This is a genomic window from Sulfurimonas sp. (assembly GCF_023228785.1).
In the GTDB taxonomy this organism is placed as follows: Bacteria; Campylobacterota; Campylobacteria; order Campylobacterales; family Sulfurimonadaceae; genus Sulfurimonas.
In genome coordinates this window covers 66,632-88,747 of record NZ_JALOAN010000004.1, presented here as the reverse complement: position 1 = coordinate 88,747, position 22,116 = coordinate 66,632, and the positions used below count along the sequence as shown (strand labels likewise).

Annotated in this window: 22 protein-coding genes and 1 pseudogene; 2 read left to right on the top strand and 21 right to left on the bottom strand. The window is 34.9% G+C overall.

Annotated elements, in window-relative coordinates; translation table 11 throughout:
• Positions 1-136: 136 nt before the first annotated feature.
• The 4 genes from M0Q24_RS01980 to proB form a co-directional block, all read right to left on the bottom strand.
• Positions 137-1,372, bottom strand: coding sequence for a hypothetical protein (locus M0Q24_RS01980; RefSeq protein ID WP_295046487.1), 1,236 nt, complete (start codon positions 1,370-1,372; stop codon positions 137-139).
• A gap of 4 nt (positions 1,373-1,376) precedes the next feature.
• Positions 1,377-1,718 (bottom strand): hypothetical protein, encoded by a 342-nt coding sequence (locus M0Q24_RS01975; protein ID WP_295046484.1) that lies wholly within the window; start codon positions 1,716-1,718, stop codon positions 1,377-1,379.
• 95 nt (positions 1,719-1,813) lie between these two features.
• A complete protein-coding gene (locus tag M0Q24_RS01970; RefSeq protein ID WP_295046481.1) occupies positions 1,814-3,046 on the bottom strand; it encodes a glutamate-5-semialdehyde dehydrogenase in 1,233 nt (410 codons plus the stop codon).
• Positions 3,047-3,064: 18 nt separating this feature from the next.
• Positions 3,065-3,847, bottom strand: coding sequence for a glutamate 5-kinase (gene proB / locus M0Q24_RS01965; protein ID WP_295046478.1), 783 nt, complete (start codon positions 3,845-3,847; stop codon positions 3,065-3,067).
• A gap of 78 nt (positions 3,848-3,925) precedes the next feature.
• Here proB and M0Q24_RS01960 point away from each other — a divergent pair, with 78 nt between their 5' ends.
• Positions 3,926-4,684, top strand: coding sequence for a pyrroline-5-carboxylate reductase (locus M0Q24_RS01960; protein WP_295046475.1), 759 nt, complete (start codon positions 3,926-3,928; stop codon positions 4,682-4,684).
• Positions 4,685-5,020: 336 nt separating this feature from the next.
• Here M0Q24_RS01960 and thrC read toward each other — a convergent pair whose 3' ends face one another.
• Genes thrC through M0Q24_RS01925 form a run of 7 tightly spaced genes read right to left on the bottom strand, consistent with a single transcriptional unit; the run spans position 5,021 to position 12,667 of the window.
• On the bottom strand, positions 5,021-6,490 hold the full coding sequence (gene thrC / locus M0Q24_RS01955; RefSeq protein WP_295046472.1) for a threonine synthase: 1,470 nt from the start codon (positions 6,488-6,490) through the stop codon (positions 5,021-5,023).
• A 36-nt stretch (positions 6,491-6,526) separates the two neighbouring features.
• The gene (locus M0Q24_RS01950) at positions 6,527-7,741 is read right to left on the bottom strand and encodes a peptidoglycan DD-metalloendopeptidase family protein (RefSeq protein ID WP_295046469.1); all 1,215 of its coding nucleotides are present in this window, start codon (positions 7,739-7,741) and stop codon (positions 6,527-6,529) included.
• Positions 7,738-8,550 (bottom strand): cell division protein FtsX, encoded by an 813-nt coding sequence (locus M0Q24_RS01945; protein WP_295046466.1) that lies wholly within the window; start codon positions 8,548-8,550, stop codon positions 7,738-7,740. Before M0Q24_RS01945 ends, M0Q24_RS01950 begins: the two co-directional genes overlap by 4 nt.
• A complete protein-coding gene (locus M0Q24_RS01940) occupies positions 8,537-9,208 on the bottom strand; it encodes an ABC transporter ATP-binding protein (RefSeq protein ID WP_295046463.1) in 672 nt (223 codons plus the stop codon). The genes M0Q24_RS01945 and M0Q24_RS01940 overlap by 14 nt, the downstream gene beginning before the upstream one ends.
• Positions 9,201-10,373 carry a tRNA (guanosine(46)-N7)-methyltransferase TrmB gene (trmB, locus tag M0Q24_RS01935; protein ID WP_295046460.1) on the bottom strand — a complete coding sequence of 391 codons (1,173 nt, stop codon included), beginning with the start codon at positions 10,371-10,373 and terminating at the stop codon, positions 9,201-9,203. The genes M0Q24_RS01940 and trmB overlap by 8 nt, the downstream gene beginning before the upstream one ends.
• A gap of 10 nt (positions 10,374-10,383) precedes the next feature.
• Positions 10,384-11,742: a hypothetical protein gene (locus M0Q24_RS01930; RefSeq protein WP_295046458.1), complete on the bottom strand. Its 1,359-nt coding sequence runs from the start codon at positions 11,740-11,742 to the stop codon at positions 10,384-10,386.
• Complete coding sequence (locus tag M0Q24_RS01925) at positions 11,687-12,667, bottom strand: RluA family pseudouridine synthase (RefSeq protein WP_295046455.1); 981 nt, start codon at positions 12,665-12,667, stop codon at positions 11,687-11,689. Before M0Q24_RS01925 ends, M0Q24_RS01930 begins: the two co-directional genes overlap by 56 nt.
• A gap of 93 nt (positions 12,668-12,760) precedes the next feature.
• Here M0Q24_RS01925 and M0Q24_RS01920 point away from each other — a divergent pair, with 93 nt between their 5' ends.
• Positions 12,761-13,873 (top strand): FtsW/RodA/SpoVE family cell cycle protein, encoded by a 1,113-nt coding sequence (locus M0Q24_RS01920; protein ID WP_295046453.1) that lies wholly within the window; start codon positions 12,761-12,763, stop codon positions 13,871-13,873.
• A 134-nt stretch (positions 13,874-14,007) separates the two neighbouring features.
• Here the strand turns inward: M0Q24_RS01920 and M0Q24_RS01915 are convergent.
• The 10 genes and pseudogenes from M0Q24_RS01915 to folK form a co-directional block, all read right to left on the bottom strand.
• Positions 14,008-14,142, bottom strand: a pseudogene (locus M0Q24_RS01915) (Sir2 family NAD-dependent protein deacetylase); the annotation flags it as partial.
• Between the two features lie 539 nt (positions 14,143-14,681).
• Complete coding sequence (mnmA, locus tag M0Q24_RS01910; protein WP_295046450.1) at positions 14,682-15,707, bottom strand: tRNA 2-thiouridine(34) synthase MnmA; 1,026 nt, start codon at positions 15,705-15,707, stop codon at positions 14,682-14,684.
• Complete coding sequence (locus M0Q24_RS01905; protein ID WP_295046449.1) at positions 15,704-16,480, bottom strand: TIGR00730 family Rossman fold protein; 777 nt, start codon at positions 16,478-16,480, stop codon at positions 15,704-15,706. The genes mnmA and M0Q24_RS01905 overlap by 4 nt, the downstream gene beginning before the upstream one ends.
• Position 16,481: 1 nt before the next feature.
• Positions 16,482-17,348: a flagellar motor switch protein FliY gene (fliY, locus tag M0Q24_RS01900; protein WP_295046446.1), complete on the bottom strand. Its 867-nt coding sequence runs from the start codon at positions 17,346-17,348 to the stop codon at positions 16,482-16,484.
• Positions 17,341-18,444 (bottom strand): flagellar motor switch protein FliM, encoded by a 1,104-nt coding sequence (gene fliM / locus M0Q24_RS01895; RefSeq protein ID WP_295046443.1) that lies wholly within the window; start codon positions 18,442-18,444, stop codon positions 17,341-17,343. The genes fliY and fliM overlap by 8 nt, the downstream gene beginning before the upstream one ends.
• A gap of 1 nt (position 18,445) precedes the next feature.
• Positions 18,446-19,129, bottom strand: coding sequence for an RNA polymerase sigma factor FliA (locus tag M0Q24_RS01890; protein WP_295046440.1), 684 nt, complete (start codon positions 19,127-19,129; stop codon positions 18,446-18,448).
• The gene (locus M0Q24_RS01885; protein WP_295046438.1) at positions 19,126-19,461 is read right to left on the bottom strand and encodes a hypothetical protein; all 336 of its coding nucleotides are present in this window, start codon (positions 19,459-19,461) and stop codon (positions 19,126-19,128) included. The genes M0Q24_RS01890 and M0Q24_RS01885 overlap by 4 nt, the downstream gene beginning before the upstream one ends.
• Before the next feature lie 21 nt (positions 19,462-19,482).
• The gene (locus M0Q24_RS01880; protein ID WP_295046435.1) at positions 19,483-20,358 is read right to left on the bottom strand and encodes a MinD/ParA family protein; all 876 of its coding nucleotides are present in this window, start codon (positions 20,356-20,358) and stop codon (positions 19,483-19,485) included.
• Positions 20,355-21,629: a flagellar biosynthesis protein FlhF gene (gene flhF / locus M0Q24_RS01875; RefSeq protein ID WP_295046432.1), complete on the bottom strand. Its 1,275-nt coding sequence runs from the start codon at positions 21,627-21,629 to the stop codon at positions 20,355-20,357. Before flhF ends, M0Q24_RS01880 begins: the two co-directional genes overlap by 4 nt.
• On the bottom strand, positions 21,626-22,114 hold the full coding sequence (folK, locus tag M0Q24_RS01870) for a 2-amino-4-hydroxy-6-hydroxymethyldihydropteridine diphosphokinase (RefSeq protein ID WP_295046431.1): 489 nt from the start codon (positions 22,112-22,114) through the stop codon (positions 21,626-21,628). The genes flhF and folK overlap by 4 nt, the downstream gene beginning before the upstream one ends.
• Positions 22,115-22,116 lie beyond the last annotated feature (2 nt).

The following is a 22,116-nucleotide window of genomic DNA, read 5'->3' as shown; positions in this document are numbered from 1 at the left end:
CCACGCTCTGCGTGGGAGTCTATATATACAACATTCAAAATATATATGAGTTCCAACGCAGAGCGTTGGAACTAGTAAAAGTGTCCCTCTGGTTCCTACGCTCCGCGTTGGAACTAGTAAACTTAAGCTCGTTACACTACTTATAATTGATCATAAAAAGTATATTTCTAAGAAGTGCAAACGCACCTACTACGAGAAACGAGGCTCCTGCTTTTATCATTGTGTCGTTTTGCATAAGTATTGCAAGAGTAACTATACTTACTCCTACAGCACCAAAGACAAACTGTGCGTGTGAACTTCTACTTGGAACCATATCCGCAAGCATTGGTACTTTTTGCTTTCCTACTAATGGTGAAAATCTCTCAAACCATACAAGAAATGGGATGATTTTATACATATGTCCAATTATTACAAAGCCAAAAAAGCCAAAAAACATAAGCCAACCGCTTGCTACTAGTAGTGGTTCATAGACTACAAAAAGGTTAAGAACTCCAAGAACTACAGCGACTATCATTGATATATATCCATAAAAAAGAGAGATTACATAGATATCTATCTCTTTTCTGGCTCTTGTTTTAAAGATAGTGTATGTCATGTAGAAGTAGATAAACATAGAGACAACTGCTAATGAGTAAGCGATGTACTCAATGATGAGATACTCTACAAATGAAGATATCACAACCAAAACTACAGAGATACTCATCAAAGTTATAGAGATCTCAAGCGGTCTCATAGAAAAACCATGAGATAAGCCAAACATCGGAAGCAAAACTACTGAGAGTCCCATCAAAGTTACAATGATATATCCACCAATAACCAAATAGACATGAGATCTTAGTAGTGAAATGATGTCAACTTCAATAACTCCAGCATAACCAAGTGCCATTGTAAGCCCAAAGATAATACCAAAAAATAAAAAAGTGTTTGAGATAAGTACACTACTTATAACTAGGCTAAACTTCTTCACTTTTTTTATAGTTGAAAATATCTCCATCACAAATATCATCATGGAGATTAAAACTACAGTTCCACCATATGGCAAAAGAGCGGGATAGCCTAAAAATCCTATCACCATCAAAATAGTGCCAATGCCAAGAAGTGGCCAGATGGCATAAAAAAGTTCAACGGCAGAGTGTCCAACTTCAAGAACTACAGGGACTAACTGTGCCATAGCTCCAAAGATAACCATCATCACAAACCCAAGCAAATATAGATGTACTAAACTTAAAACTTTTGTATCTTGTACAAAAAAGTTATCAGCCGTAAAGAAAAAGATATATATAGATGCTAAGAGATAGAAGACACCTCCGAGTATAAAAAACGGAGAAATAAGTTTAAAAGGAGGTGCAAAATCTTGTGAGATAGAAAACATTAGCTTAGTGACAAGCTGTCTGAGTTAGATCAGAATCAACTCCTGCATCTACACTTGTAAAAGTAACTCTTACTAAGCCACCTTCAACATCTTCAACGCTGTGAGCAATGTCAGATTCAAGTTTACCAAAAAGTCCACCTGGTGCTTTGTGATTTATCATCACTAGAACATTACTGTTGTTTTTGATAAGTCTTAAACCACTCATCGCATTTACCATCGGATCTGGTGGTCCACATTTTGATGTGTCAAAGTAGTAAGTGCTTACACCATTTTTAACTTCTTCAAAAAAATCAACAGTAGCACCTGCAACTTCGATTTTCTTTGCTTCGCTTGGTATCAGTGTCATATAAATCCTTTATTTAATAATTTAAGTTTATTGTAATAAAGATTTATGCATATGACGTTGATATGTATCAACTTGTGTGTTGATGTTGTATTTACTTATCTAGTTTGACCACTTCCGTAGATCTTAAACTTATAAGTTGTAAGTCCCTCTATCCCCATAGGTCCACGAGCATGAAGTTTATTTGTACTGATACCTACTTCAGCACCAAAGCCAAAAGATCCACCATCTGTAAAACGAGTAGATGCATTTACATAAACAACGGCTGAATCTATTGCACCTAAAAACTTCTCAGCAGTTGTTATATTTTCGCTAATTATTGATTCTGAGTGACCTGAACCAAATCTTACAATATGCTCTATCGCACCATCAACACCATCTACCACTTTTATGTTTAAGATATTTGCCAAATATTCAGTATCAAAATCTTCTTCAGTTGCCTCTTTAGCATCAATAATAGCTCTAGTTCTTGCACAAGCTCTTAGCTCAGTTTTTGCCTTGTCAAACTCTGCTTTTATCTTTGGAAGTGCATCTTTTGCAATTGCACTATCAACTAAAAGTGTCTCCATAGCATTACAAACACCTGGTCTTTGAGTCTTTGCATTTATGGCGATTGCAATTGCATTATCAAGCTTTGCATCTTTGTCTATATAGATATGACACTGCCCTTTATCGTGCTTTACAACACTTACAGTGGCATTTTCGCTCACATATTTGATAAGCCCTGCTCCACCACGAGGAACGATGAGATCTACATACTTATCCATCTTTATAAGCTTTGCTACACCCTCTCTTGAAGAGTCTTCTAAGAGCGAGATTAGAGCTGTTGGAAGATTGTTTTTTGCTAATACGCTTTGAAGAACTTTAGCTATAGCTTTGTTTGAGTGTTGGGCTTCTTTTCCACCTTTTAATACACAAACATTTGAGCTTTTAAAACATAGAGCCGCTGTATCACTTGTTACATTTGGGCGAGACTCATAGATGATACCAATAACACCAATAGGAATACTTGTTTTTTCAATCTTTAAGCCCTCTTCTGTAATCCAACCATCAAGAACGCGACCAACTGGTTCTTTTAGAGCTGCTATCTCTTCTATAGCCACAGCCATCGCTTCAACTCGACTATCGTCTAATAGGAGTCTATCTTTGAGTGCACTTGAGAGATCATTTTTATCTGCATCTATCATATCTAGTGCATTTGCTTTAACTATCTCTTTTGATTGAACTCTAAGCTCGTCTGCCATCTCTCGAAGGATTGAATTTTTTTTACTGCCGCTAATAGTAGATAAAACTCTACTACCATCCTTTGCTTCTTTTAAAAATCTTTCCATAACTTAATCCTTTTGAGTTTATTTTTTAACTTTTATCTCTTCTTTTGGAGTAAAGAGTGTACCTAGTATGTGATTGCCATGTAGTAAAAATTGCTCTGCTGAAGTGAGATCAAAACCATTTGTTAAGAACATCTTTCTTCCATTTTTTAGCATAAAGTCTGCAGCTTTTAGTTTTGTTACTATCCCACCTGTTGCAAAAGGATCGTTTGGACTTGCTTCATCGTTTAGAGAACCTTTTGGAAGTTCATGTAAAATTTTATATATTTTTGCATCGCTATTTTCTTGAGGATTTTTATCAAAATAACCATCAATATCACTTAAAATAACTAGCATATCAGCTTTTACTGCATGCGCAACATTTGCTGAGAGTTGATCGTTATCTCCAAAAAGTTGTTCAGGAGTTGATGTTATGTCATTTTCATTTATGATTGGTAATATATTGTGTTTAAGATGTGCATCTATAATATCTTGAAACATTTTCGTTCTTTTTCTTGAATCGAAATCATCTTCAGTTAGAAGTATTTGAGCTGTATCAATGTTGTAAATATCAAACTTTTTTTTGTAACTTGCCATAAGTATTGGCTGACCAGCAGATGCTATTGCTTTTTTGCCAATTTGTTTTTTTGTGTCTAGTTTCAATGCTGAATATCCAGCAGCAACTGCACCAGAAGTTACAAGTAAAACATCATACTTTGCTCTTAGTTTTGCTATGAGTGTTACAAGATTTAATATCCTCTCTTTTGCTATCTCGTTATTGTGCGTAAGCACCGCACTTCCTACTTTTAATACTAACCTGTCCATTTATCACCTTTAAAAAACCATGCTTTTTGCATAATTGTTATGTATGCTATACTAGCATAAAAACTTTAAGGAACCATTATGAAAGAAATAACCTTCATCGGTAACGGGAATATGGCACTGAGCATCGCAAAGGGCTTAAAAAATGACTACAAGATAGAAGTAGTTGGAAGAGATGTAAAGAAACTTGAAGATTTTGAGATTGAGTTAGGTGTGAGTGTAGATAAGCATCTTTTAGATGGTTTCAATATGGAAGGTAAGACAGTTTTACTCTGCGTCAAACCTGCAAATGTTGATGAGATCTCTAAGAAGTTAAAAGGAAAAGCAAGAGTTATATACTCTGTTTTAGCAGGAACTAGCATTGAAAAACTAAAACTAGCTCTAAGTTCTGGAGCTGTTGTAAGAGCGATGCCAAACCTAGCCGCAAGTGTGAAGAGATCTATGACAACACTAACAGGAGATATAGAGTTTAAAGAGGAAGCCCAGGAGATTTTAGGCTCTATTGGCACAACTTTATGGCTATCAAGCCAAAAAGAGCTTGATATCGCTACAGGTCTAGCTGGTAGTGGCCCTGCATATCTAGCACTTATATCAGAAGCTCTAGCTGATGGTGCAGTAAAACAAGGTCTAAAAAGAGAAGATGCTATGATTGTTATGAGAGGTCTTTTTGGAGGATTTGGAGAGCTAATTCAAACTATCCACCCAGCACTTTTAAAAGATGGAGTGATGAGTCCTGGAGGAACAACAGCTGCTGGTTATGGAGCGCTAGAAGATGGAAATGTTAGAAGTGCTTGTATGGATGCTATTGCAAAAGCTTACAAAAGAGCGAAAGAGTTATAACCACATATATATCTCTCTCTGGCTCCCATGCTCTGAGACTGTGAAAGAACTTCTCTCTGGCTCCCATGCTCTGCGTGGGAGTCTATATATATGCAACGCACAAGAATATATATGAATTCCAACGCGGAGCATTGGAACTAGTGTGTTAGCACTGAAATTAGTTCAACCTCGCAAAGCTAAACCCTTGTTTATAAAAACTTTACTCTGGCTCCCATGCTCTGCGTGGGAGTCTATATATATGCAACACGCAAGAATATATATGAATTCCAACGCGGAGCATTGGAACTAGTGTGTTAGCATTGAAACTAGTTCAACCTCGCAAAGCTAAACCTTCGCTTACAAAAACTTTAGTATCTCTTTTTCTATATCTTCTTTTTCTATAATAGTATCATGAACTATTTTCTTAGTAAATAACTCATTTATCATCGCTGGGATCTTTACATTTGCAGTTTTTGAAATAGACTTTAGAGCCACAATGTCTTTAGTACCGCTCTCGCCTGTGATTGCATTTGCTATAACTGGAGAAAATTTTGTCCACTCAGCAGTTGAGTAGATTATGCTCGGGATATTTTTTGTAGCACAACTCTCATGTGCTTTAAAACAAGTTGCAGTGTGTGGATCCATTAAGTAGCCCTCATCAAAGCTCTTTTTGATATATGCTCTGCCCTCTTCATCACTACAAAAGTCCGCTACAAAAATCTCTTGCAGTTTAGAGAGTTCGTCTTGTGTAAGCGTGTAGATCTTCTTCTCATCAAGGTCGCTCATTAGTTCTCTAGTTCTACTAGATCCAAAGAGATCATATAAAACTCTCTCAACATTTGAAGACTTTAGTATATCCATAGCAGGCGAAGTTGTGAGGATTAACTCTTGATCTCGCATATCATAGATACCAGTTTTTATAAGACGAGTTAAGATGTTGTTTTGGTTAGATGAGATTATAAGTTTTTCAACTGGTAAGCCCATAAGCCTTGCATAGTAAGCTCCTAAAACATTTCCAAAGTTTCCACTTGGAACATTTAAGTAAACTTTATCACCTACCTCTATAACATCCTGTCTTACAAGTTCAAGATAATTATGGATGTGATAGATGATTTGAAAGATGATTCGCCCAAAGTTTACAGAGTTTGCAGCTGAGAGTGAGATATCTTTAGCTTTAAGTGCCTCATCAAAACTCTTAGATCCCAAAAGGTTTTTCAAAGCACTCTGTGCATCGTCAAAGTTGCCATTTATACCGATGACTTTAAGGTTAGATGCATCCTCAGTTACCATTTGAAGTCTTTGAACATCAGAAGTTCCATTTGCAGGATACATACAAGCGACTTTTATATTTTTTTTGTTTTTAAAAGTCTCTAGTGCCGCTGGACCAGTATCACCGCTTGTAGCTGCGAGTATAAGGTAGTTTTCACCTCTTTTTTGTGCAACGCTTGAGAGAATACTACCAAAAGGTTGAAGTGCCATGTCTTTAAATGCACGAGTTGGACCGTGATAAAGTTCGCTTACATAGAGGTTTTCTCTTAGCTTTACAACTGGAACTGGGTTAGTTGCATTATCAAACTTATCATAAAGACTAAGTGCTTCATCTATAACACTCTGCTCAATATCTATCTCAAACTTAGCTAGTAGATTTGAGGCTAGTGTTTTATATGAAGAGTTTAAGTGTTTTTGCAAAAACTCTAAGCCTAGATTTGGGAGACTCTCTGGCACATATAGACCGCCATAAGAGGCGATTGGACTTAGTATTGCTTGGGAAAATGTTACGCTTGATGCTCTATTTCCATCACATCCACGAGTTTCTTTAAAGTTCATATTTTTCTCTACTTAAAATTATTTTTGAAATTATATCTAAAAAAGATTTTCTGGATCTATATGAAAAGACTTCTGAGTCACTTCAAAAATCAATTCATCATCAACTCGCCCTATTGTATAACCTTTTTTTATCTTCTTGCCTTTTTGTATATTTGGCGAGATTTGAGAAAGATTTGCATAGATTGTATGGAGTTGATTATCATGTTCAACAATAACAATGTTTTTCAACACTGCTGTTTTATCTGCATAAATGACTCTACCATTAAAAACAGTTTTCACTTTTGCATTGTTTTCTTTAGGTTTAAGTGAGATGGACTCGTTAAAAACTTTTATACCATATATAGGATCTGTATAGGTTCCATACTTTTTAGTAATTGTGTATGGACTAAAAGGAGCTATAGTTTTTGAACCAACATATTTTTTAGTTTTAATAGCTTGATAACTACTTCCATGTTTTTTAACCTTTGGAAGATTATCGTCTGAGCCTTTAGAACTAAAAGCTTTTCGTCTTTGTTCTGCTTCTTTAGCTTTTCTTATCTCATCTATCTTTATGATATTTAATTTTGCAAGTGTATCTTTAAGTTGATCTTGCTTTTTAAGGACATTTTTCAACTCTTTTTTATAAGAGTTTTTAGCTAATTCTAGTTCTTTTAAATCCTTTAAGTTTTTCTTATTAGTCTCTATTAGATCTTTTCTTTTTGAGTCAATACTTGCTATTTCTACCTCTAGAACACTTGCATGTTCATTTAAAATATCTATGTTTTTTGAGTTATCATAAAATATTTCATTGAGTTTTTTTACTTTTTGTTTTGACTCTTCTAACATCACTTTTAAGACTTCAAACTCCATAAGTGACTTCTCACTAGCATCCATCTCTTCTTCTAAAATTACCGTAAGTGAAACACTTTGAGCTATAGTAAAGACTAGTTCTTCTTCTAGTTTTTCTTGAGTAGCCTTGAGATTTTTTTGAACTTTACTTAACTCTTCTAACTGTTTTGTACTTGTCTCATAAGTGACCTCTTTTTTTGAGAGTTCTTCTTTTAAGTTTTTTATATGTGACTCTTGAGTCTCGATCTCTTTTTTTTGTTTTAGTATTGCTTTTGCAGTCTCAGTCATCTTTTCATTTAGATTTGAGTAACTTTTAGAAAATGAGCTTAGTTTTGAGCTGGTATTTTTTATATCAGCATCTACGCTTGTTTTTGCAAAAACTGCGCTTGTTGCTAAGATAATCACTAAAAATAGATGTATCATACCTCTTCTTTATGCCCTATAACTATCATAAGTGCCAAAATAATAGAGAGCGTAATTGATGCAGTAAAAAGAACGGCAGTATCATTAATAAGGTCAAAAACTACTATATTAATACTAAGGTTCTCAAACTGCTCTTTTATTAAAGGTGATGATGATATATATATAAACAGACCAAAAGTTATAATCCCAGCAATAATTGCATCTACAATTGCAAGCCTAAATAAAACTGCTGAACGAAGCCAAATTGGTGCTCCAAAGAGTGCCATTATACTCATTCTCTCATTATGTTTAAACTGCCAGATACGAAGCTCTTTAAATATAAGAAGAGTAGTTACAACAAAAACAACTATGGCAAAAACAAAGACAACTGTTTTAAACAGAAGTAGAAGCTTATATGTGGTGTCGTGGTTGTGGGAGAAATCTTCTATTTTTTTAATAGAGTCTATTTTTAAAAGCTTCTTTCTTAAGTTTTTTATCTGCGAAGGACTCGGATATTGAGTTAGATTAAGCTTATAAAACTTAGGAAGCGTAAGTTTTAAAAGCTCTTTATTTTTCTCTGTAATTCCGCTATTTAACCTCTCTATTACATTGTCTGCTGAGAGTTCTGTAACGCGGCTTATTAGCTCACTTTGATCTAAGATCTCTTGATCTTGTAATTTTTTTTGACTTATTATAATTATTGAATAGTTATTTGCTAGGTTTTCTTTATAAGCTTCCATTGTTCTATCAACTATTACAAAGATCTGAATAGAAAAAAGAATGCTCACAAGGGCAATTACTAAAGAGAAGTGATTTTTAAACGACTTCATGTATGCTCCCATACTCAATGTTATAGTGCTTATAATCAACATTTAAGTTTCTTGGAATGTTGTGAGTTACAACTATAACCGTAGTATTTAACTGCTCATTCGCACCCTCTAAAAGGTTCCAAATAAGCTGAGATGAGTAGTCATCTAAGTTACCTGTTGGCTCATCTGCTAAGATGAGTATCGGGTTGTGTGCTAGTGCTCTAGCCATTGCAACTCTTTGTTGCTCTCCACCACTTAACTCTAGCGGATATTTGCCAGATTGATGTTTAAGTCTGACATGCTTAAGGAGTGAATCAACTTGGTTTTGAGTTACACCTTTTTCATAACCATTTATAATGAGAGGAAGCATGATATTTTTCTCGATTGTCCACTCTTTTACAAGTTTATAATCTTGAAAAACTATACCTATATGTCTTCTTAGAAAGTTTAGTTTAGAGTTTGATACACCACGAAGTTCTACTCCACCAACTATTAAACTTCCTTGTTTAGGCTTTAGTGAACCATAAAGAGATTTAAGCAAAGTTGATTTTCCACTTCCACTAGCCCCCGTTATAAAGATAAAACTACCAGAGTCTATAGAGAAGTTTGCTTTGTTTATTATCGTCTCATTGTTTGAATACGAGAGAGATAGATCTTGTGCCATTATCACCTTATCCATGAAAAACCTCATCCAAATATTTGTGTGCTAAAAGATTGCTTTTAGAGCTTAGAGGAAGCGATGGATAGTAAGATGGTAGATTTTCTCTTATAGTTATATAGAGATGTTCTGGTCTATCAAAACTACCAAGTGAGACTCTAAACATAACACCATTTTCTAGTTTATAAACTCTCTCAAAATGAATAAATCCACCATCAAACTTTTTTGTAACTCCATGAAGTGCGAAAAGTTCATCCTCAGATATTTTCACATCTCTAAAGTCAAAATTACCCTCAATAAGAAGCGGATCAGATTTTTCTTCATTTATCATAGTTACATCATAAATGTTTTTTTGCATCTTTTTCCATCTATCTTCATACTTAGAACTAATGGCAATGTCTCTGTTTTTGTTTATGTGAAGCACAGTTTTATGAAATGCAATAAAAGTCTCATAAGAGTAAGCGTAGTAGTTTTCACTATCTGTGCGAAGTTCTAACCTTCCCTCAAGCTTTAAAACTCTTCTAGCTTCTTCTATAAAAGAAGTAGAGATTACTCTTCGATGTGGTTTTTTATCCCATGGAACTGGAAAATGAACAAAGATCTTCTCTACAATATTAGATGGAACTAACTCCATAAAAAGTCTAGCATCGTAGTCAAGAACAAGTAAATTATCTATATTTTGGATGCTAATTTGCTTTAAAACTTGCTCGATAGAAGGTCTATGGATCTCGATACCGATAAACAAAATATCTCTGTTTTCTTTAGCTTGGTGCAACAAATGTCTACCAGATCCAAAGCCCACTTCTATGCTTATACGTTTATCATCTAAAAAACCATCAGTAAAAAAACTAATATCTTTTAGAGCAGTTGAAGTTTGTAAATGAATATTTTTAGGTTTTTGCGGTACATTTGAAGATAAAACTTCTAGTTTTGCTAGATCCCCATATGCTAAAAGAGCCCTATGCACATTGTGAATGGAAGCTGGTCTTGTTAGCTTGTCTGTTTTTAAAAGATTTTTAGATTCTTCTTGTTTTGCTAGCAAAAAAAAGTCATCACCTTCAACACTCACTGAGATAAGAGTCTCATCTTGATGCGCAATATTTTTTGCAGCAAAATTAAAAGAGACTCCTTCATAGTTTTTTTTAAATTTTATCTCTTTAAACTCTTTTATATGAAGGTGTGGCATCAGCTCTCATTTAGTTAAAATCTTGAGTAGGTATTATTACCTCTACTTCTTTGTTAGCAGGTTTAGAAAGCTTATCTTGTGTTATCTCTTCTTTTTTAGAATTGTCTTTAACGCTAACTGGTGTTTTAACTTGAACTTCTATACTAGGATTTGACTTTAAACCATAGGCATCGATAGCATAAACTCTGTAATAGTAAGTGATATTTGGTCCAATCTCTGGATCTGTAAATCTTGTACCTTTTATATCTATAAACTCTTCTTCTTTAGCATCAAACCAGCCAGTTTTTGACTTTTTAACTACACTATACTTTATAACTCTGCTATCTTTATTGTTCCAATTAATCTCTATCTTATCACCTATTAATTTAGCTTCAAGTAGAGATGGAGTTTGAGGTTTCATAAGAGTTATACCTTGGATCGAGATCTTGTCATGGATACTCTCAAGTCCATTTTTCTCAACCACACTTACACGGTAAAAATACTCTTTTGAGTCTTCTTCTATTACATCTGTAAATGTAGGATTATATAGTTTTGCGATTAGCTCATAGCTACCAGTTGAACTTGTAGATCTATATAGATGATATCTATGAAAATCTTTTGCTTCTGATTTTTCCCAGTTAATCTCTATCTTTCTTGGTAGATCTGTAGTAGCGACTATATACCTAACAGGGTTTGGAAGTGGTTTTGTAACAACTTGGACTATCTCACTAGGAGTTGATGTGATTTTATCAAATGTTTCTACTTTTACACGATACTTATATACAAAGTCATCTTTGAGTCCCGTATCTATGAACTCTGCATTGAGTCTACCGTCAATTGTCGCTATTCTTTTCCAACTCTCTTCTTCTAAAGTTCTTCTCTCTATGATATATGATTTAACTTTTTGATTTGCGTGTGGTCTCCAAATGAGCTTTGCCGCTCTTGGCATATTTTCTATACTCTTTATCCAAACAACTGATTGTAAAACTGGAAGAGAATTTAATGTCTTCATCTCACTCATCTGTGATTCTGCATCTTGAGAAAATGTTTTAAAACTATATGTATAGCTAGTATCTGGAGTGACATCATTGTCTAAAAAGTGAGTTGTAAAACGATTGTTAAGAGTTTTATAGCGACGAAGTTCACTACCCTCTAGGCTGTTTTTTTGCTTATAAACATAAACACCTTTTACTCTCTCATCTACTATAGCATTCCACTCAAAAGCTATAGCATTCATATCTTCAACTGTACCGCTCTGTGTAAGTTTTACTATAGGTAGTGTTTTATCTATCTTTGTTTCATCACTTGGCTTTGGCGAAATACCACCACACCCACTAAATAGTAGTAGTAGGGAAGCCGCGCAAAATAGTGCTAGTGTCCGTAACTTCATTAATCTGCTCCATATCAAATTTTTTCTCTATAAAATCTTTTGTCACACTATCAAGAGGTGCACTAAAGAAGAGTTTCTCTTTACTCTTTGGATGAATAAAATATATTATATAAGCGTGAAGCAAAATGCGTTCCGATTTGTCCATTTTCGGACTCTGTGCATATATATGGTCCCCTAAAATATGACGGTTCATACTCTCTAAATGTACTCTTATTTGATGAGTTCTACCGGTAAAGAGTTTACATGCAACTAACTGAAGATTTTCATCATTAGAGAGTGCCAAAACTTTAAACATTGTCTTTGCACTTTTTGATTTTGAACTATTGCTACAAGCCATTTTAAGTCTGTTGTGTGTGCTTCTTCCTATATTTAACTCAACAGTAGTCAACTCTTCTTTTAAAGGTGGATTTATAACCGCAAGATAGTATCTTCCCATAGTTTTATCTTGAAGTTGAAGAGATAAAAACTCATGAGCTTCGTTGGTTTTAGCTACAACCATAGCACCACTAGTACCTTTATCCAATCTATGAACTATTCCGTGTCTCTCTTGTCCACTTATAGTAGATAGTCTTATATCTTTGTGCTTTAGCCAGTCAACTAAAGTAGGTTCTTTTACGCTAGGTGCTGGGTGAACTGTAACTCCACTTGGTTTGTTTATAACTAAGATATCATCATCTTCATATAGTATCTCAACATCAAAGTCAATATCTTGTGGTTTTGTTTGTTTTGCTTGGACAATCTCTATTAAAACACTTTGACCTTCTTTTAACTTTAGTCCATTTTTTGTAGTAGCTTTATTATCTACTTTTACAAATCCGCTTTTAATTAAAGCCGCTATTTGTGAGCGTGTATCGTCTAATTGTGATGCAAGAAATGCATCTAGTCTTTGTGGTTCATTACATACAAAGCTCTTTATTTCGCTCATTTTGTGCCTTTGTGGATAAACTTAGTACCTTAACAAAAAAGCTCTTTAACTCTTTTGTGATACAATTTATAAATTTTTTATGGAGTTACAAATTTGTGGAGATTTGATAAGCGTATTTTAGCACAATTTGATTTTTTTTCTATTATCCTTATCATACCTCTTGTAATAACCTCAAACTGGCTTATTGGCGAAGTAGTCCCATCTCTTGCACAGAAGCAAAGCGCTTATGTCGGTGTAGCTGTTATTGCGTTTTTGTTTGTTTTTTTACTCCCTATTCGTAGAATGAGTTGGTTTATCCCCCTCATCTACTGGGCAAATATTCTCCTTTTACTTGCTGTTGAGTTCTTTGGTCATAGTAGACTTGGTGCAAAAAGATGGATAAATATCCCTTTTATAGATGCAACCATACAGCCATCAGAGTTTGTAAAACCAGCCCTTATTCTTATGCTAGCTTACCTCATCCACAAAAATCCACCTCCAGCAGATGGATATAGAATAAAAGACTTTTTAAAAATAAGTTTTTATATTCTTCTACCCTTTGTTCTTATAGTTAAAGAGCCAGATCTAGGTACTGCACTTGTTTTAATGCTTATCGGGTATGGTGTGCTTTTTTACATTGGAGTTCATTGGAAGATATGGGCGACCATTCTTGCTGTTATTTTACTAGTCTCACCTCTTGTTTTTAAGTTTGCACTTCATGACTATCAAAAGACAAGGATCACAGACTTTATAAGTGAAAAACCATCATATCATGTCCAACAGTCCATCATTGCCATAGGCTCAGGAGGATTGACAGGAAAGTCAAAAGAAGATGCAACGCAGACTCAGATGAGATTTCTCCCCATCTCTACTAGTGACTTTATCTTTGCGTTTCTTGTTGAGAGAAGTGGCTTTTTAGGTGCTCTAGCTATCATACTTATATATGTTGTTATGATTCTGCACCTTATGAGTCTTAGCATCTACAACACAGACTATTTTATAAAAGTAGTTAGTGTCTCAATAGCCTTTATGATATTTATATACATGGGGGTAAATATCTCCATGACCATAGGTTTTGCCCCAGTCGTAGGAGTTCCTCTGCCCATGTTTAGCTACGGAGGAAGCAGCTTTATCAACTTCATAATCCTCTTTGCCATTATGCAAAATCTCATAACGTTTAGGTACAAAGATATGTACGACGCTAGAGGAACTAAGAGCTTTTTATAAGCTTTTTCTTTATCCTAAAAAGATCTCAATCTCACTAGCTATCTCATCTATAGCCTCAGTTGCTTTTTTATAGAGTACTTTTGTGAACAGCTCATCATTTATAGAAAAACTTGGCTCAAGATGGTCATAGATCTGTTAGTCTCAAGACATCCTGCTGTGCAGATTTCTCTTATGTCATACTCTTCCCAAAGTCCATCACTATCTCTAAAAGTACTGATCCCAGACTCAGCACTTATCCCAGCACCACTTAAAATCACTACTTTTGCCATGTTTATTTTTTCCTTTTCAGAATTATTCTTCCCATATAAATTTTGCAAAGTGATTTTTTGTTTTGTGATATGTAAAGGTAGCTTTTACTCTATGGATAAATTTCCATACTTTTACAATTAACTTATATCCAAACTATTAATTTATTTCAATATATCAAAAATATATACCGAAATTTCTTGATTTTTTCGGTATATAATCTAAATAGATTTAATTGAAACCTCTGATTAATCTATAAACTAGATTCCGTGTCAAGCACGGAATGACGGACACGTGTCATCCTGAACTAAATTCCGTGTCGAGCACTAAATGACGGTACACACACCATCCTGAACAAACAAACCGTCATCCTGAACTAGATTCCGTGTCAAGCACGGAATGACGGACATGTGTCATTCTGAACAAACAAACCGTCATCCTGAACAAACAAACCGTCATCCTGAACAAACAAATCGTCATCCTGAACAAACAAATCGTCATCCTGAACTTGATTCAGGATCCAACTTATAATTGTTCAGAGCATTCAGTTAAAAATCTACTTCTAAACCTCGCAGATCCAGCCACCACCTATGAGCTTATCGTCATCATAAAAAACAGCGGCTTGTCCTATAGCTACTCCAAAAACACTCTCTTTTAAAGATATAACTGCTCTGCCATTATCTATCTTTACATGACATGCGACTGCTTTTGTTCTGTATCTTAGTTTTACGCTTGTATCAAACTCTTGCTTATCATTAAACATATTTAGATTATCTATTACTAAATTACTGCAGGCTAGTTCTTCTTTTTTTCCGACTGTTATTTGATTGTTTTTGGCATCTATACTTAAGACATAATGAGGTTCATGTGCACCTCGCACACTAAAACCTTTTCTTTTTCCTATGGTGTAGTGCATATATCCTTTATGCTCGCCAACCACATTTCCTTCTCCATCTATTACATCTCCGGGTTGGTCTACCTCAACATAGTCTTTAAGTAGATCTGTGTAAGTAGTCTCAACAAAACAGATCTCACTTGATTCGCCTTGAGAAGCAAAAGATTCTAAGCCTTTGATGGAAGCTGCAAACTCTTTGATATCGCTTTTTTTACGCTCACCTAGAGGAAAGATTAGTCTTGGTAAAATCTCTTTTTTTACATAAAATAAAAAGTAGCTCTGATCTTTTGTATCATCATCAGCTTGGTAAAAATACTCTCCATCAGTCTTGATATAGTGTCCAGTTGCGACATAGTCAGCACCAACACTATCTGCAAACTTTACCATCTCGCCAAACTTTAGATTTCTATTGCACAAGGCACAAGGATTTGGTGTTTCACCTTTTGCATAAGTATCTATAAAAGGTTGAAATACTTTCTCGTTAAATGTCTCTTGTAGATCTAAAACATGGAGTTTCATCCCCACAAAAGCAGCTGCTTTTTTTGCACGCTCAAGGTGGATCTCATGGTAGTTTGGTTTTGAGTGAAGCTTCATATAAAGTCCTTCAACCTCATAACCATCTCTCTTTAGCAAGAGTGCTGAGACAGTGGAGTCAACTCCTCCACTCATACCTACTAATACTTTTTTACTCATTTCTTTTTCTTGTTGCTTTTTATTTTTTTTTCTAAACAAAAGTCATATAGAGACTTATAATATGCAGAATCTTCAAGCCCAATTTTTTCAAGCATTTCCATTTGTTCTAAAAGAGACAGTTCTATCTCTTGTGCAACAACTTTTAAATCATCTGTAACTGTTATGATCTCAAAATCTTCTTTATCGATCATCCCATTGGCTATGAGTTTATCTTTTATAAAATCCATTAATGGTTTAAAAAAGTCAACACCAACAACAAAAACTTTAACACCAGTTACCTTTTTAGTCTGTATAAGCGTTAGTGCTTCAAAAAGCTCATCAAGTGTGCCATATCCACCAGGAAAAATAACATAAGCCATAGAGTACTTTACAAGCATTACCTTTCTTGAGAAAAAGTAGTCAAAACTTAGGTCTGTTGTAGTGTATGGATTTGCAACTTGCTCAAAAGGTAGATCTATGTTTAAACCAATAGACTCCACATCTTTATGTTTATGAGCGCCTCTATTTGCTGCTTCCATAATCCCAGGTCCGCCACCTGTCATTATGTTAAAACCTCTTGAGCCTAACATAGAACCTAGTTTTTCTGCTTTTTTATAAGAAGTAGCACTCTGTTTTGTTCTTGCACTTCCAAAAATAGTTACAGTCGGACCTAGCTCTCCTAACTCATCATAACCTTTTACAAAGTCAGCTAAAATTCTAAAGGCACTCCACGCATCAGCAGATTTTATATCTTTTAAATATTTTTTTGTTAACTCATTCTTTTTAGATCTCAATTTACGCCTTTAACTTGTTTAATCTATCTCTTTTTGAACCTATTGTTTTTATTTGGACTCCAAAGTTACCATCAATGATAACAACCTCACCTTGAGCTATTACATGATTATCAACTAAAATATCTAGAGGATCATTTGCTAGTTGGTTAAGCTCTATAACTGAACCAATGTCCATATTTAAAACATCTTTTAGTAACATCTTTTTCTTTCCAATTCTTACACGAACAGGAAGTTTAACATCCATTATAAGAGCAATATTATTCATCTCTTCAGAATTAAGCTTTACTCCAGAAGAGCTACAGTTTTGTGTAGCACTCTCTTGGGATTGATTTGAACTTTCTTGCGGTATATCTTTTTTACCATCAAGAGCGTTACGAAGTTTTTCATCTACTATAAACATAAACAAAGAGTTTAAATCGCCTATATTAAACTTATAAACATACATTTTGCTGTAATCTTCTAGGCTTATCTCACTATTGTCTGAGACAAACTCAATATCATCTATCTTAAATGAGAGTACAGGTATATCTTTTTGTGCTGAGAGAGCGTTTCCTATAGCACCAAAAATATTTGAAACTATCTCTTTTGAAGCATCTAGTTCATCATCACCTACATCTTCTCTATCGCTCGCATCTTCACCCATCATCATATCAGAGAGTGACGCCGCTAAGTTTGGAGTTAGTGCCACCATAGCTTTAGCATCCACACCTCCACTAACACTTAGCTTTACAAGGACTATAGGAGGAATTATAGTTGAGATAATACTTAAATCCTGTTGCTCTTTTATCTCTAAAGTTGGTGCTTGACCAATGAGAGCTTCTACTGTTCCAACAGTCTCATCTTCAAATAGTTTCATAAAATCAGTCATCTATTCTTTCCTCTTTTGTTTTTTCATCACCATCTACTATATCTCTAACTCCAGAAATTTTCTCATGTCTTAAGTTTTCAAAGTTTTCTAGTGCACGTTTTACTGCATCTTTTTCTGTATCTATCATCTGTGTAACTTGAATAGATTTTCTAAAACGCCTCAGACCTATCTCGCCTCTAAATCTATCTTTTCCATCAATGCTAACTGTTACGACATCATCAGCTGGACTTGAGAGACGTACTACATCTCCAACTTGAAGATCTAGCACATCTCTCATGGTAAGTTCTGCATCTCCTAAGTTTGCTTCTACATTTACTTTAGCACCACCTAGGAGTACCTGAAGCTCTGTATTTCTGCTCTTTTTAGAACTTGTCTCATTTAGCATAAGATCACGGCTAGCAAGTTTTGGTAGTACAGGTTCAAGTGCAATAACAGGATAACAAATGTTCATCATTCCAGAAGAGTGACCAATGATTATCTCCATCACCACCATCACAACTATCTCATTTTGAGCAACGATCTGTACAACATTTGGACTTGACTCTTTAGACTCAATTGCAGGAAAAACTTCCATAACTGGTCCCCAAGCCTCTTTTAGCGTACTCATCATAACACGCAAAATTGTCTCAAAAAGACTTAGTTCAATATCTGAGAACTCTCTGTTTGCATCAAATGGCTCACCTTTTCCACCAAGAAGACGATCAAGCATAGGAAAAGCGATAGATGGATTTATCTCTATAATCCCGCTTCCTTCTAGTGGCTTTATAGAAAAAACATTAAAACTCGTTGGAGATGGCAGTGACATCAAAAACTCACCATATGTCATCTGGTCAACTGAATGAAGCTGGATCTCAACTATGGATCTCATAATAGAAGAGATCTGAGATGCTAACGAACGAGCCATCTTATCATGAACACCACGAAATGCACGAAGTTGTTCTTTTGAGACTCTATTTGGTCTCTTAAAATCATAGAGTGTTACTTGTTGATTTTGTACAAAAGAGTTACTCTCTGAGTCATCTAAGACATCATCACCCTCATCATCAACAACGTCTAGTAGTGCGTCTATCTCTTCTTGTGAAAGTATATCTGCCATCTTACGCCCCTACACTCTCTTTAATTTTATGAATAACTGACTTGTGGATCTGAGATATTCTAGACTCGGTAATATTTAAAATCTCACTTATCTCTTTTAGGGTAAGCTCCTCAAAGTAATAGAGCTGTATTATCATCTGTTCTCGTTCATTATAGCTTGACAAAATATTCTTTATCATCTGGACAAGTTCTTCTTTTTCAATAAGAGCAAGAGCCGCTCCCTCGTCTCCGACATTAAGTTGGTCATGCAAAGGCATTACTGTGTATATACTAGATGCGATTCGTGCTTCATGGATCTTCTCAACTGTCTCTTCTAGTATAAGAGAGAGTTCCTCATCTGTTGGTTCTTCTTCATTTGTTAGTCTATGCTCTTCTACAGCATAGTCTATAGCTTTTACAAGTTTTCTACTAGCACGAGACAAAATATCTAAACTTCTTAAGTAGTCAAGCATAGATCCATAAACTCTCTTTTTTGCATATCCCCAAAAAGAATCATTTAAATTTTCATCATATCTTCTTGCTAGTTTTATAAGTTCTTCTGTTCCTATAGCAGAGAGATCCATGTAGTCAATAGAACTTGGTAGTCTCTCTTTAAGCCTGAATGCCATAGCTTTTACTGCAGGAAGGTATTGTATGGCTAGTTCATCTTCTTTATGTTTGATGTCTTGTGTATAGGAGGAGATCATGTCTTTTGTCCTGGCATCTCTTGTGCGTTTATCTTCATAGCTGCATCTGTTATCTTATATACAGAATCTATAAGTTTTTCCCTTTTGTTTATCTCATTTACGAAAAAATCTAACTGTTTTTCATGTGTCTCTTTAGGAAAAAAGTAAGATTTTGCAGTTAATGTTTTAAAGTATAGAGCTATTATAACATGAGAAAAAAGATAGAAAAATATTGTGATGAAAAATGTATATAAAAGAAGCCCTTCTGCATCAAAAGATTTCAGTATTGCAAAGATAATTCCTACAAAAAAGCCTTGAACTGTAAAGAAATATACAAAATTTTCACCTAGCATCTATAACCCCAAAAAAATAGACTAAAAATGTTGTATTAAGCGTTTAAATAAGCCACTCAACCCACTTTCATTAGGACTTACAAGCATATTTCGTTCCAATCTAACAGCTATCTTACTTGCAATTGCTGTTATATCACTGTGTGGTTGTGAATTTGGATAGACTGCACTAAAGAGTTCCCTTTTTTTGATAGATGAGCTTACTTTCGTATCACTGTTTATCTTTCCTAAGTATTGCAAGTCTAGATCTCCACCGATATTTGCCTTTGCAACTTTTTTGATCTTCTCAAAAACACCCTCAGCTTCTTTTTCACCCTTTACCTGATTCATTATCAGTCCAATATCATTTCTTAAAAGTGCTATTGTTTTTATAGTAGCATATGCATCAGTAATAGCGGCTGGATCTGGAACAGTCACCACTATAACATCATCAGCAGCATTTATAAACATCTTTATATGATCACCAATCCCAGCACCCGTATCTATTATCATAACATCTAGTTTATCAAGAACTTGAGCCTCTTGCATAAACCTCTCAAAGAGTGCTGCATCTGAGTACTTTAGTATCTCATCTCCACTCTCACCTGGGATTAGTATCAGATTTCTTGTTATTGGTATAAGAATGTCACTAACACTTGCTTCACCTTTTAGTACATGTAAGATGTTTTTTTTGATTTTTACATTAAACATTACATCAAGATTTGCCAAACCAATATCTGCATCAAAGATTCCAACATTGAGTCCACTTTGAGATAAAACATAGGCTAAGTTAGAGCTTATCGTACTCTTTCCTACTCCACCTTTCCCACTCGTGATTGCTATAAATCTTGTCTTTTTAGACTTCTTTTTAGAGTTTGTTGCTACTAGCTCTTGTAGCTTTTGAGCTTGATTGCCCATCATGCTTTACTCCTGTTAAAACCATTTAAAAGACACTCAACTAAAAAGTCACTAGTAGCACAAACCAGATCTTCTGGAACTTCTTGTCCAACTGAGAAGTAACTAATAGGGCTCTTTGTCTCATAAGCGAGTGAGAAAATATTACCAAATCCTCTTGTCTCATCAAGTTTTGTAAACATTACAGTATCGATATTTAAACTAGAAAAGTTCTCATAAGTAGCTTTAAGATCTTCATACTTAATAGAGCTTGGCATAACAAGAACAACATCAACGCTATATTCCGTATCGTTTGCCTCTAAACACTCATAGATCTTAGAGATCTTACCTTTATCATAAGGGCTAGATCCCATCGTATCTATAAGAATATAGTCACAATAACGCAAAGAGTTTAGAGCACTTGAAAACTCTGGTGGATCAACTACAGTCTCGATCCCTAACTTCATCATCCTAGCATACTGCATCAACTGCTCAACTGCACCAATACGATAAGTATCTAAAACAACTAGCCCTACTTTGTATCTCTTTTGAAGCAAGTAAGAGTAGCGAGCTGCTAGTTTTGCTATAGAAGTTGTTTTTCCAACTCCAGTTGGACCAACTAACATTATCACTTTTTTAGTGCCTACAGTTGGAAGTGACTCTCGTCTAATTGGTATCATTTTTCTAAGGAGTGTTTGGAAATATCTCTTTACAGTTGAAGAGTTTTCTCTCATTTTAGATGGCATATGTTCTAGTGTCATCTGCATAATAGCATCAAGATGCGCTCTATCCATCCCGCTTTGAGAGGCAAGTCTATAGATCTCAGCAAATTCTGGTGGGATCTGAGTTTGCAAAACTGGTGCTTTTTCATCCCAAAACATATTTTGGATAAGCTTTACTTTATCGCCTAGTTTGTTTATCTCGCTCTTTATCTCTTTTAACTCTTTTGGCTCATAAGAGCTTGGTGTTATTTTCTGAGGAGTATATTCGTACAAAGGATCACGTACATTTGCGATCTCTGATATCTGAGCAGCTGCACTTGAGATATCGTAGAGTACATCTTGGCTCTCTTCTTTTATAGGTCTTTGCTGATTTAGAGGTTTAGTAGGTTTTTTAGAATATGTTGGATGTATGTCATCTTCTTCTATTCCTATAACTATCTCATAAAGAGCTTCTCTTCCTAAGGCTTTTTTCTTTATCTCCCTAGTCTCTATGAGCATCCCATCGTTGCCAATTTCTAGCTTGGCTTTTTTTAAAGCCTCTGATGGTGTGCGACCTGTAAATGTAAGTATTTTCATCTTCTTAGATCCATAAGTGGAATAGTTACACTCTCTCGCTTAGACCAACTCTCATGCGGAATGGTAAGTCTTGGAGTTTTTATGACTCTATTTTCAAAAAAGATAATATCCAAATCTAATGTCCTTGGAGCATTTGCAAAACTTCGTTTGCGTGCAAATTTTTTCTCTACTCTATGTAAGTAATCTAAAAAAACCAAAGGTTGCATACTTACTTTTAGTACAATAATTGAGTTTAAAAAATCATCTTGATTAGTAAAACCAAAAGGAGGATTTTTCAAAATCAATGAAGTCTCTAAGAGTTCTACTCTTTTGTCTCTTTTAAAAAATATAAAAAGATGTTCAAAGCGTCGCTTTACATCTCCAACATTTCCACCAATCCCTATAGTCACTCTATATCTATGAGAAGATCTCTCTCTACAAGTTGTACCAAAACGTAAGCCCCTAAAAGTGCTTAGACTCTTGTTTAGCTTACGCTTTATATACATAT